The organism is Pseudoalteromonas sp. TB64 (assembly GCF_000498095.1).
Lineage (GTDB): Bacteria > Pseudomonadota > Gammaproteobacteria > Enterobacterales > Alteromonadaceae > Pseudoalteromonas.
The window spans coordinates 1-12,052 of sequence record NZ_AUTQ01000023.1; the positions used below are offsets into that span (position 1 = coordinate 1).

A 12,052-nucleotide genomic window follows, 5' to 3' on the forward strand; every position below is an offset into this window, starting at 1 on the left:
ATCCGCTGAAAGCGGCTTCTCTTTAATGGTTTCATCCCTCGTTTCATTAAAAGAGCAAACGCACAACGTCTTGCAATGAATACCGTAATATTTTTGCCTAATTGAAATAAAGAATAACCTATAAAGTAAGGCCTCCTCTTAAAGAGGAGGCCTTACTTTATAGGTTTAATTCACACAAATTTTCTACGTTTAAAAACACGCTTAATAAAAATAAAAAATAAATTGGATAATTTTACATAAAACGCAATTAGTTCGTTTTTCGACATCCTATTTAGAAATTCCGAAATATCGCAATCTCATAGGAGTTTATTAATATGAATGACCAAAAACATATCCAACAATTTTCATCAAACAGTGAATCAACTAACACACCTAATCCATTACACCAATTAAGAAAAGCCGATAGCGTGCTTAGTATTGTTCAGGCCGATATTCCTCAACCATGCATCATTGTGCCTTCGATATTAACTGCCGGAGAGGCTACCCTGCTGGCTCTGGAAAAACCTATATATCTCAGTATATCGCCGCTAGTGTTGCTGCTGGTACTACTAGTTTTGGTAATGAACCGTGCGAAGCTAAAAAAGTTTTGTATATTGATGCTGAATTAGGTTTGCATCAGATACAAACACGTTTTGGCAATATTTTTAACGCGATAGGCGCTGGACCTGGTGACCCATTTTTTAGAGTAATTCATAAAAAAAGCTTTAAAGGGGGAATACCCGACCTTGCAACACCTGACGGTTTTGATGCACTCGCCAGTGATATTGAATGGGCCGATGTAGTGATTTTCGATAACCTATCCGCACTGTATACATCCGCAGAGGAGCTCAATCAAAACGACTGGAACTACTACAACAAATGCATTGACGCATTACGAAACGAAGGTAAGGCGATTTTGATACTGCACCACACAGATAAAACAGGCAAAAACTACCGTGGCCATACTGAAATTGCGCGTGCTGTTGATAACGTGCTCATTGCAGCAAAAGATTTAAAACTGAGTACTAACGCAGTGACTGTGGTTGATATTGCACAGTCTAAATCACGTAACGGCGCCAGTAGTGAAAAACTTATGAGTATCGCATTTGGTGATATATATAACGAAGGACGATTTTTAATGGTTCGCGCTAAATAAGCGGTCAATTTTGCATACTCGGGAGTTATATAAATTATGACTCCTGATTTAGTGAACACGAATGCAAAAAGATAACGACTATACTCACCAATACGCCCGCTATTTTGACATTGATATGCGATATAACGTAGGTGCTAACAACTACCAAAAGGGTATAAACCGCGCTGCTCTAACAGTCCTCATTGCGGTCAGGTTTTCTATTGTTGCGCCAGTGATTATTCGCTGGCTGTATAATATTAGTCAACCTCAAGCGCTGAACCACTTAAATAAGTTGGTTGATGATAAATTATTAACGATGGTCCACACCCATCGCAGTCCAGATGGACGCGTCTATATTCCAACTTACACAGGAGCTAAATATGCACAGGAGCAAACTAGTATTGATACTTACTTTCGCTCAAAATCAAACCCCGCACTGCAGGTTAACCACAATCACATAATGCACGACCTGATGAATACATTTGTTGCCCTTCGCGGATTACATAACCATACCTCAGATGGCGTTTACAGGCCGCTATGGACAGGATTTTTATCTGAGCCAGAATTTAAACGACTATATAACCAAAGCAATGCGCGAATTGTAGACGGTATCGCCGTATTACCAGATAGAACCGTCGTTGCTATCGAAATTGAAAACTCATTTAAAAATAAACCAGCGCGACAAATTATTTTGCTCAAGTACTTAGCTTCACTGAAAGCGGGCCATTATCAACAAGTATTTATATTTTCACAATCTACGCAAATATTTGATGATATAAAAAGATTACACACCCAGTTAATGACAGAGCTCCCAAAGCGGATAAATAAGAAGACCCAACAGCCATTTATGACTCACGAAGACGCTGAGTTACTACAATCTGCGATTGTGTATCGCACAAAATTTTGTGATGAAATTACAGCGCTGTTTTATTCATAAGTCTAAATATGAACGTGAAATAATATGATTACCTCATAAAAAAAGCATCGTTTGATGCTTTAGTGTTTTTTATTGTGGCTAAAATACAGCGCAATTGTTTTAAATGTTAAATGCCCTATATAGCAGGCCGCTACAGTGAGCGTATAAGATTGAATAGTAGGTAATATTAAATAGGTTTTATTTATTAGCCCCTTATAGTAAAGCCAACCGAAGGCAATAAATATAAAGCCAAACATACTAAATACTTCTGCTATAGCATTAGCGATAAACTCAATCCATTTCTTCTTAGTCATAGCTATTGTCCTTTTTACCCTTGTCACTTTATATAAGTACATAGCAGAGGATTTATTAGCCTTTTCGACTTACTTTAAAGAGCAATCACAAAAATAAAAGAGAGCGAACTAAGTTCGCTCTCTTTATTATTTTGTCAGGTTACATTATGCGATTAAGACAACGCATTCGTGCCCTACCGCCAGGTCAATCGCTATATTGCCCTCCCCCTGCACAACCATCTACTGAGTAGATAGCATGACGAGGCTCATTTGATGTGCAGTGAATCACCTATTAGCTCTTCAGATTATGTAGCTTGTATAGCGACAAGCTGAGTGCAATTTTTTGGGGTAATGGATATGCAGGTATGTTTATGGCTTTACATTAATAATTACATTCGCTGCAGGGTAATTACAAAGCGTACCGAGTAGTTCACTTGGAGTTTGTATTTTTTCAATATATTTCAAGCCAATAACTATCTAATGACGCTAAAAATAACTTCAAACTCTCTAAAAGAAAAAACTATAAACCTCGATAATATTTTTTTATTGAAATCAGAAAAAATATCCGTGCTTGCAAAGTACACGTCAAATATTATTATTAATAATAACTGATAAGCGGAGAGTAATTATGACTGAATTTTTAATGATGATTTTTCCAGCGATAGTCCTCACTATTGGCTTTGCATATATCGTGATGAAGCACGACAAAGAAAAGTAAAGTTAAGCTCATTTATAACCATAAAAAAGCGAGCCAGGGCTCGCCAGAGTTTATGAGCTTTCTATTAACCGTAACCAACTGTCTTCTGCAGCTGCAAAATATACATCGGGTTTAATCATAAATAGCTGCTCAAATTCTGCACTAAACAAGCTACAGAAGTTTGTTATGTCTTCAATATGTATGAGTAAAAAGGCATACATCTCAACACCTTCCAAATACCGCTCTGAAAACTCAGGATTAGCAGCTAACAACTGTTGAGAAATACTAATACCCAAAACACTCCCCACGCTACCTCGGTGTAAATAAATGTAGTTTGTGAAGCCCAGCTCTAGAGTTTGCTTATCAACAACATCAGCTAATAGCAAAATTGTGGAGCTGTCATCCCACGGTGATCTACTAGCGCGTACATATTGGCGAATAAACGGCGATTTTTGGTCTTTCATGATTTTTCCTAGTTATTTGTCCTAAAACTAACTAGGCATAAGTGAGGAGAAAAATTGATAGGTAATAGATAAACGTCGTAAATTTGCAAAACACATCAAAAACATTAAAGTTGAGGTATTGTTTCAAATATTGAGAGTTTAAAATGAGTGATTTTATATGGTTATTACCGGCTACTGTGCTGAGCATCATTTTAATTAGGCTTATTAAACAAGCTAGGAAGTAGATTAAGTAAAAACAATACTTAACTATTTGATATAACCGCCGGCAGTTAAAGTGACCTATATGTCACTTTAAGGCCCAAAATGCAGCTTAATGATCCCTATAAGGCACTTTATGGTGAGGATTAAAAAAGAAAAATCTAAGTTTTACTTTTATTAACTACCAATTATCTTTTCCAAATTAATTATATAACCTACAAAACACAAATATAATATTCAAAGACTCTACAAGTCTGAAATTTCAACTATTCAGTTAATACAATTTGCCTTTTAAGGCTGTTTTTAAGATACTAGCTAGGTGCTTATGAATTACTAAAAATCGTAGCACAAACAATAGCACGATAAAGCAACATCTTGTTTCATAAAGATTTAATTAAAAGCCTTATAACTGTCGCAGTTAATGCATTTGCTATTTATGAGTAGAGCCACTTTCTAGCCTTCTTAGTTAAAATCATCTAGAACAAAATAGAAAAAATAAAGTAGTTACAGTTTTATTCTTAATAACCCGATTAGTAATCGTAAATTATGCCTTTAATTCTTTTTTCTCATGTTGATTTTAATCAATACAATTCGTCGCAACTACCTTATTTATAGAGCCTGAAACAAGAAATAAAACTCATTATCCAGTTGCAATAAAAACAACAACCCTTTTCACTCTTAATCTCTAATGAAATATTAAGGCGCCGCTGTTAGTATTAAACAACATAATCAATAATTAAGTCTTAATATGATAAGTGGTTTTGATGGCAGCTAATTATTCTCTCGATGATTTACGTTACTTTTGCACCATAGTAAAACTTGGTAGCTTTAAAAAAGCATCAGCAAACCTTGATATGTCACTATCAACTTTAAGCCGTAGAATACGTTTATTAGAGCAAGCTCTGCAATTAACGCTATTAAACCGAGATGCCCACCGCGTTACACTTACACATATTGGTGAGTTATATTACGACCGCTATCGCAAGTTATTTGACGAAGTAGAGTGTATTGAGCAAGCACTTTGTGATGAGAAAGACCAACCTAAAGGAAAAATTAGGATCTCTGCCCCTATTTACATGGGTAAACACTTTTTAAGTGCTATTTTTTGTGATTTTTTACTGCAGTATCCCGATATTCAACTAGATTTACGCTTTTCAAATAACCTAATTGACATTGAAAAAGAAGGGATTGATATAGCGTTTAGAGTAAGAAACCCTGCTATTGATAATTGGGTTATTAGAGAACTAAAGCTTACTCATAATATATTATGTGCTCACCTAAATCATGATTATCAATCCATCACTCATCCTGAGCAATTAAAAAAGCAACCAAAAGTTACGTGCGTTGGGTTGGTACCGTGGCAATTAAAAAATCAGCAAACGAGCGAAGAGTACAGTTTTAATCCAAACACACATGTCCGATTAGAAGTTGATGAAATTCAAATGATGAAACAAGCTGTTGAGTCTGGTGTGGGTATTAGCTACATTCCTGATTATATCGCATTACCACTTATTGAAGCAGGAAAGCTTAAACGTATTCTTCCTGACTGGCAAAGCAAAGGGCAGCCATTTTCTATGCTTTATCGCGACAGAAAACAAATCCCTTATCGAGTGCGTTTACTGATAGAACATACACTGCAACACTTTACTAATATGTAGCAGTGTATGCTTTTTACAGCAAAATAATTAAGCTAATTCGTCTTTTAAAAACTAAGCCTTAGTACGATTACACCTAAAAATGCCGTTGTTAATCCTATCACCTCTTGGCGTGTAAAAGACTCTTTTAGAATGATGCGTGAGTACAGCAAAATAATTAAAATGTTCATTCCTGAAATTGCCGACACTAGCCCTGTATTACCAATTGCAAAAGCCGATATTATTGCAACCATGCCTGCTACATTCGTTAAACCAATAAGTAACCCGCACGAGAATGTTTTACCGGCAGACCAATACGCTTGAGAGCTGCCTTGCTCTGCTAGCATTTTTTTACGCTTTACTAACCAACTGACGGCAAAAAGAAAGCTACCAAAACCAAACATAGACGTTAAAGTTGCAAACGTATCCGCCTCAAGAAGCGTTGATTGCTTACCCATTAAATCATTAAATGCAAAGGACAGTGCCGCCAGTAATCCCCATTGCGCACCTTGTAAATTACTTAATGAGATATCGCTGGAATAGCGAATAATATAAAGACCGCCAAAAATAATAAAAAAGCCGATTAATTGAATAACAGTTAAGGTTTCTTGCCATAATAAAAAGGCAAATAAAAGCACAAATAAAGGCGTTAACCCCGACAGAATACTAATTAAAGACGCTTTCCCAACCGAAAACCCTTTGTGCAAAAACCCATTAGCCGCAAAAGATCCAAAACCTAAAGCGAGTCCAACAGTAATGTCAGCCCAGCCGTACCATGTGTGTTCAAATATTACAGTACCTAGCGCGCTAATTATGAACCCTACAAAAAAAACACCGAATAATAATAGATTACGATTAATCTTTTTTTGCGACGTCCATTGGTACATTATTCCTCGCGCACCAAAAAAAACAGTGGCGAGTAATGCAAAAATTATCCACATATAAATGAGACCCTTTATAATTTACTTTGATAAACCCGAATAAGAAGTGGTTATTTAACATTGTTGAATGGAGTAACTATTACATAAAGGTTCAGCTGTAAAACACGTAGCCACTACAAAAGCGTTACCCGATACCTAGCTTCTACTCTATAAAATAAGCAGCTTAAGCTTCACATAATAAAATACTAGTCACACAATTACACTTTAATAAACAACAACACCAGTATATTTAATCTATAAATATTATAAATAGCCATAAGTGGCACTATAGATCCCATAAATAGCACTTAACTATTTAGTCGCTTAACTTCAATCACATAGTGAGCAACTAACACATAAAAACAACAACACTTCAGTGAAAAAAACGTATTTATAAAAACATAAAAAAAGAGTTATTAAACTGTCATTTATCGACAATATATTTTTAACCTAAAACTCAATTGACTTTATTTTTAAACTCAATATGATTGATTTAAACAAAGAGGATAATATGTTTACTTTAATCACATACCTGCTAAAAACAAATACCACCTTCGGAATTTAAGCCGAGTGTAACCCTTACACTCGGCAGTTACACTGTACCTTTATATATTTAAATTCGATTTAGTTTTTGTGGGGATTAGTCCGTGCTTTCTTTTCTGTTCGAACGTAAAAAACCTTTCCTGTCTAAAAATGACTTCACAGACGCAGCTGTACTATTACAACCGCTGAAGCTTGCGTATTTACTACAAGAAGTCGAGTATTCACAGCGGCCTTGGTCAAAATTCAATCCGCATGTACAAATTAATAGCACGGTGGTTATTAAAAATATAACCACCGGTTTTAAGCGCCGCATAACTTTAGTGCCTCCAAGCCAACGAAGGCACTTTATTAGTGACGTATCATTTCACTCTCCTCTTGGGGTCGCTCTTTTAGGGCATAAAATAAATCATATTATTGAATATAAAGAAGCTGGGGAATCCCACCTTTGGGAAATAATAGCCATTAATATTAAGGAGGAAATATAGAGTAAATTATTTCAATTTTTATTTATTAATTTTATATATTTAATTGGAGTTATTTGTAATGAGTAAAGAAAAGCCTAAAAAATATGCAAGCAAAACATTAAAACAAAAACGTAAAGAGCGAAGAGATAAGCTAAAGCAACTTGAAAAATAATTAATGTTATTTTAAATAAAGACGCAAACTCGGGGTTTTTATAACCCCGATTTTTTTGAAAAACTATATTCAGCTGTAGCTAAACAGCTTGTTTAAATGGATTACGAGTATCTTGGTGATCCTCAAGATTGCGCATTAAAATAGCATGCGCTAAGTTAATGCCTTCATCTAGTGGTATTTTTACAATGTGACCAGAGCCTTTAGCATCGCTAATAATTTCACCCTTTTTGTTTTCCATATATTCAAGCTTAAAAGTAATGTTACCTTGTGGTGTCATAAGCTCTAAGGAGTGACCTGTACAAAATTTATTTTTAACGTCAATTTCAACTAAGCCATTTTCGCTACGTCCTAGCACCTCGCCTACAAATTGCTGTTTAGTTGATACAGAATGACCGTACTCATAGTTTTGATAATCTTGATGGGCATGGCGTTTTAAAAAACCTTCGGTATAGCCCCGATGTGCTAGATTTTCGAGAGTTTTAAATAAGTTAGTATCAAATGGTTTACCTGCAACTGCATCGTCTATTGCTTTGCGATAAACTTGTGCTGTACGCGCTACATAATAAAATGACTTAGTACGCCCTTCTATTTTTAAACTATGTACACCCATTTTTGTTAACTGCTCTACGTATTGCACAGCGCGTAAATCTTTTGAGTTCATAATATACGTGCCGTGTTCATCCTCAAATGCAGGCATATACTCACCAGGGCGACCTTGTTCCTCTAGCATAAATACATCGTTACTTGGCGCGCCTTCACCTAGTGTAGGAATAACCTTTTTTGGGTCAATTTTATGCACCATTTCGCCGATTTCGTTCTCAACACCATGTTTTATATCGTAATCCCAACGACATGCGTTAGTACACGTGCCTTGGTTTGGGTCGCGCTTGTTAATGTAGCCCGAAAGCAAACAACGCCCTGAATACGCCATACAAAGCGCACCATGTACAAACACTTCAAGTTGGGTGTCTGGGCAGAGTGTGCGTATTTCAGTTATTTCTTCGAGCGACAACTCCCGTGATAAAATAACGCGTTCAATCCCCTGTTTTGCCCAAAATTGCACACTCGCGTAATTTACCGCATTTGCTTGTACCGATAAGTGAATTGGCATGGCCGGCCATTTTTCACGAACAAGCATAATTAAACCAGGATCAGACATAATCAGCGCATCGGGTTTCATCGCAATAACTGGTTCTATATCACGTAAATACGATTTAACTTTGGCATTATGCGGTGCAATATTAGACACCACATAAAACTTTTTATTTTGCGCATGGGCTTCACTAATCCCGACTTGCAGAGTGTCTAGGTCAAACTCATTATTACGTACACGCAAGCTATAACGAGGTTGTCCAGCATAAACCGCATCAGCCCCATAAGCAAAAGCGTAGCGCATGTTTTTTAAACTGCCTGCAGGGCATAATAATTCAGGAATAAATAGCGTTGAAGAAGTAGCTGGTAACATGTGCGCTCCATACATCGAACTGGGTTTAAGCCAGTTGCATGACTTGTCATTAACAAATAAGTAAACAGAAGCGCGGCAGTATAAATGCGGTTAATAATTTACATTTGATCGAGATCACAAAACTGCAATCAAATTGGTTTTTAATATAATTAGGATTTTTTACTTAAAACGCGTATAATTCGCGCCCGTTAATATTCACACTTTTACTTAAAATTATTGGAGCATAAAGATGGCTTTAGAACGTACTTTTTCAATCGTAAAACCTGATGCAGTTGCTAAAAACCACATTGGCGCTATCTACAACCGTTTCGAATCTGCTGGCCTTAAAATCGTTGCAGCTAAAATGGTTCACCTTTCACAAGAGAAAGCTGAAGGTTTCTACGCTGAACATAGCGAACGTCCTTTCTTCGGTGCTTTAGTATCTTTCATGACATCTGGTCCAGTAATGGTTACAGTTCTTGAAGGCGAAAACGCTGTTCTTAAAAACCGTGAAATCATGGGTGCTACTAACCCTGCTGAAGCACTAGCTGGCACTTTACGTGCAGACTACGCTGATAGCATCGACGAAAATGCTGTTCACGGTTCTGATGCTGTTGAATCTGCTGCTCGCGAAATTGCTTACTTCTTCGCTGACGAAGAGCTTTGTTCACGTACTCGTTAATTCGAATTCGTTAACATATTGAAAAGGGCTTTCGGGCCCTTTTTTAGTCATTACGTAAAGTATTAATCAGTAAACTAATAATGTTTTACTTAATGATTAAAGTGAGTGAATTGTGTACAATTCGTCCTCGTAAATTTTATCTCCACCGTCACCGATTGAGGTTGTTTCATGACCGAGCAAAAAAAGATTAACTTATTAGATTTAAACCGAGATGCAATGCGCGAGCTATTTGCATCGTTCGGTGAAAAGCCGTTTCGTAGTGACCAGGTGATGAAATGGATTTATCATTTTGGCGTAGATAACTTCGACGATATGAGCAACGTAAACAAAAAGCTTAAAGAAAAACTTAAAGCTGAATGCGAAATTGTAGCGCCAGAAATCACCGTTCGCCAGCAAGCAAGCGACGGTACTATTAAGTACGCACTTATTCTGGAAGGCGGCCAAGAAGTAGAAGCAGTTTGGATCCCTGAAAAAGAGCGCGCTACTTTATGTGTATCATCACAAGTTGGTTGTGCTCTTGAATGTACTTTTTGTTCTACTGCGCAACAAGGCTTTAACCGTAACTTAAAAGTATCTGAAATTATTGGTCAAGTTTGGCGTGTAGCTAAAGATATTGGCCTTGATGGTCATAGCGAAAAGCGCCCAGTAACTAACGTTGTAATGATGGGTATGGGCGAGCCTTTACTTAATCTTAAAAACGTAGTGCCAGCAATGGAGCTAATGATGGACGACTGGGGCTTTGGTTTATCTAAGCGCCGCGTAACATTGAGTACTTCAGGGGTTGTACCTGCTCTTGATTTACTAAAAGAGAAAATTGACGTAGCACTGGCTATTTCACTTCACGCACCAGATAACGCACTGCGTGACATTTTAGTGCCCGTTAATAAAAAGTACCCTATTGAAGAATTTTTAGCCTCATGTCGTCGTTACATCGATGGCTCAAAAGCAAATAAAGATGTAACGGTTGAATACGTGATGCTTAACGGTATTAACGACAGCACCGATCAGGCGCATGCATTAGTGCAAACGTTAAAAGGCACACCTTGTAAGGTCAACCTTATTCCGTTTAACCCGTTCCCGGGTAACGAGTACACACGCTCAAGTAATAGCCGCATTGACCGTTTTTCAAAAGTATTACAAGCAGCAGGCGTTACCTGTATTGTTCGTCGTACTCGCGGTGATGATATTGACGCCGCTTGCGGACAGTTGGTCGGTGACGTAGTTGACCGTACCAAACGTTTAGCTAAAAAGAAAATGCGTGACGATAACGCAATTGCCGTTAATATCCACCAAGCGTAAATTTTAGCTAAAAATACCTAAAGCCCTCATGTTAAATCGTTTATTTTTAAATAATTGATGCAACATAAGGGCTTTTAGGTAAGATAGACCCCATGGATAAAAACAAAGAGACAAGGTAATGCGATCTTTACTTGCTTTAACTATATCGGCAATTGCTTTAAGCGGTTGTGTAACCGAAAATAGTTATAACGGCAGTGACAAACCCGTCGTCGAAAATAAAATTAATAACACAGGCGCAGCGCGAACGCGTATTGCTTTAGCACTACAATACCTAAATACCGGCAATAACTCTCAAGCTAAATATAATTTAGAACGAGCTGCCGAATTTGCTCCTAATTTACCTGAAGTACACTACTCCCTTGCTTATTACTATCAACAAGTAGGTGAAAACACACTTGCTGATAAGTCCTATCAAAAAGCACTCGCTATAAAACCAGACGATCCTAATACGCTAAATAACTACGGCGTGTTTTTGTGTGGGATTAACGAATACGACCGCGCGACGGATCAGTTTTTAAAAGCGATTGAAATTCCAAGTTATATTCGTGTTGCCGAAAGCTACGAAAACTTAGCACTTTGTGCTATTGAGTTTAATGATTTTGATAATGCTGAAAGTTATTTTCAACAAGCAATGAACCACAGCTCACAACGTACCTCTACTTTAATAAGTTTGGCTGCATTATTTTATGCTAAAAGTGATTTGTACAAAGCAAGTGAGCTTTTAAAACGATACGACGATACAGGTCAGGTTTCATCTCGCGCTTTAATGCTTAATTATTTAATTAAAAACCGTATGGGGAAAATAGAAGACGCTGAAAAAATTGCGACAACTATTTTACAAACTTACCCAACAAGTAATGAAGCTTACTCGATACGAGAACAGAAAATGCGATTAAGTGAATTCGAGATTTTAAGAGAAAAATACCGAAATTCTGTTCTCAATGAGCTGCAAAAAGAAAGTAGCGATGGTCAAATTAATGCCAAACCTAAAATAAAAATTATCCGAAAAAAAAGATCAACGACAGATAGCTCAACGAGCTTAATTAGCAATGATTATAATGAACCAGAGGCTGAAATATTAAGTCCTGTTGGCGTTGATGCAAACCCAGTGATTGCCAGAAACATCCCTGCTGTTGAAGCTGTTGAAGCTGTTGAAGCTGTTGAAGCTGTTGAAGCTGTTGAAGCTGTTGAAGCTGTTGAAGCTGTTGAAGC

The 12,052-nt window shown here is 37.0% G+C and carries 11 protein-coding genes; 7 read left to right on the forward strand and 4 right to left on the reverse strand.

Annotation, left to right across the window (positions count from 1 at the left end):
• Positions 1–442 precede the first annotated feature (442 nt).
• Together L647_RS0100785 and L647_RS0100790 are read left to right on the forward strand one after the other, a co-directional pair.
• Positions 443–1,135, forward strand: coding sequence for an AAA family ATPase (locus tag L647_RS0100785; RefSeq protein WP_024609518.1), 693 nt, complete (start codon positions 443–445; stop codon positions 1,133–1,135).
• Positions 1,136–1,196: 61 nt separating this feature from the next.
• On the forward strand, positions 1,197–2,051 hold the full coding sequence (locus L647_RS0100790; protein WP_024609519.1) for a hypothetical protein: 855 nt from the start codon (positions 1,197–1,199) through the stop codon (positions 2,049–2,051).
• 59 nt (positions 2,052–2,110) lie between these two features.
• Here the strand turns inward: L647_RS0100790 and L647_RS0100795 are convergent, their stop codons facing one another.
• Entirely contained in the window at positions 2,111–2,344 is a 234-nt protein-coding gene (locus L647_RS0100795; protein ID WP_024609520.1) for a hypothetical protein, read from the reverse strand.
• A 747-nt stretch (positions 2,345–3,091) separates the two neighbouring features.
• On the reverse strand, positions 3,092–3,484 hold the full coding sequence (locus tag L647_RS0100800; RefSeq protein WP_024609521.1) for a hypothetical protein: 393 nt from the start codon (positions 3,482–3,484) through the stop codon (positions 3,092–3,094).
• A 962-nt stretch (positions 3,485–4,446) separates the two neighbouring features.
• On the opposite strand from L647_RS0100800, the gene L647_RS0100805 reads away from it, so the two are divergent.
• On the forward strand, positions 4,447–5,340 hold the full coding sequence (locus tag L647_RS0100805; protein WP_024609522.1) for a LysR family transcriptional regulator: 894 nt from the start codon (positions 4,447–4,449) through the stop codon (positions 5,338–5,340).
• Between the two features lie 44 nt (positions 5,341–5,384).
• Here L647_RS0100805 and L647_RS0100810 read toward each other — a convergent pair whose 3' ends face one another.
• Positions 5,385–6,257: a DMT family transporter gene (locus tag L647_RS0100810; RefSeq protein ID WP_010554966.1), complete on the reverse strand. Its 873-nt coding sequence runs from the start codon at positions 6,255–6,257 to the stop codon at positions 5,385–5,387.
• Positions 6,258–6,883: 626 nt separating this feature from the next.
• Here L647_RS0100810 and L647_RS0100815 point away from each other — a divergent pair.
• On the forward strand, positions 6,884–7,264 hold the full coding sequence (locus L647_RS0100815) for a GreA/GreB family elongation factor (RefSeq protein ID WP_024609523.1): 381 nt from the start codon (positions 6,884–6,886) through the stop codon (positions 7,262–7,264).
• Between the two features lie 230 nt (positions 7,265–7,494).
• Here L647_RS0100815 and yegQ read toward each other — a convergent pair whose 3' ends face one another.
• On the reverse strand, positions 7,495–8,880 hold the full coding sequence (gene yegQ, locus L647_RS0100825) for a tRNA 5-hydroxyuridine modification protein YegQ (protein WP_024609524.1): 1,386 nt from the start codon (positions 8,878–8,880) through the stop codon (positions 7,495–7,497).
• A 229-nt stretch (positions 8,881–9,109) separates the two neighbouring features.
• On the opposite strand from yegQ, the gene ndk reads away from it, so the two are divergent.
• The 3 genes from ndk to pilW all read left to right on the forward strand — a co-directional run.
• Positions 9,110–9,541, forward strand: a complete 432-nt coding sequence (ndk, locus tag L647_RS0100830) for a nucleoside-diphosphate kinase (RefSeq protein WP_007377442.1) — start codon at positions 9,110–9,112, stop codon at positions 9,539–9,541.
• A gap of 168 nt (positions 9,542–9,709) precedes the next feature.
• Positions 9,710–10,840 carry a bifunctional tRNA (adenosine(37)-C2)-methyltransferase TrmG/ribosomal RNA large subunit methyltransferase RlmN gene (locus L647_RS0100835; RefSeq protein ID WP_024609525.1) on the forward strand — a complete coding sequence of 377 codons (1,131 nt, stop codon included), beginning with the start codon at positions 9,710–9,712 and terminating at the stop codon, positions 10,838–10,840.
• A 118-nt stretch (positions 10,841–10,958) separates the two neighbouring features.
• The coding region (gene pilW, locus L647_RS0100840) for a type IV pilus biogenesis/stability protein PilW (RefSeq protein ID WP_024609526.1) at positions 10,959–12,052 on the forward strand (1,094 nt) is incomplete at its 3' end.

Bases quoted from the DNA above. Each gene is read 5' to 3' on its own strand.
- L647_RS0100785 (WP_024609518.1), top strand. From the start codon at position 443: ATGCATCATTGTGCCTTCGATATTAACTGCCGGAGAGGCTACCCTGCT.
- L647_RS0100790 (WP_024609519.1), top strand. From the start codon at position 1,197: ATGCAAAAAGATAACGACTATACTCACCAATACGCCCGCTATTTTGAC.
- L647_RS0100795 (WP_024609520.1), bottom strand. From the start codon at position 2,344: ATGACTAAGAAGAAATGGATTGAGTTTATCGCTAATGCTATAGCAGAA.
- L647_RS0100800 (WP_024609521.1), bottom strand. From the start codon at position 3,484: ATGAAAGACCAAAAATCGCCGTTTATTCGCCAATATGTACGCGCTAGT.
- L647_RS0100805 (WP_024609522.1), top strand. From the start codon at position 4,447: ATGGCAGCTAATTATTCTCTCGATGATTTACGTTACTTTTGCACCATA.
- L647_RS0100810 (WP_010554966.1), bottom strand. From the start codon at position 6,257: ATGTGGATAATTTTTGCATTACTCGCCACTGTTTTTTTTGGTGCGCGA.
- yegQ (WP_024609524.1), bottom strand. From the start codon at position 8,880: ATGTTACCAGCTACTTCTTCAACGCTATTTATTCCTGAATTATTATGC.
- ndk (WP_007377442.1), top strand. From the start codon at position 9,110: ATGGCTTTAGAACGTACTTTTTCAATCGTAAAACCTGATGCAGTTGCT.
- L647_RS0100835 (WP_024609525.1), top strand. From the start codon at position 9,710: ATGACCGAGCAAAAAAAGATTAACTTATTAGATTTAAACCGAGATGCA.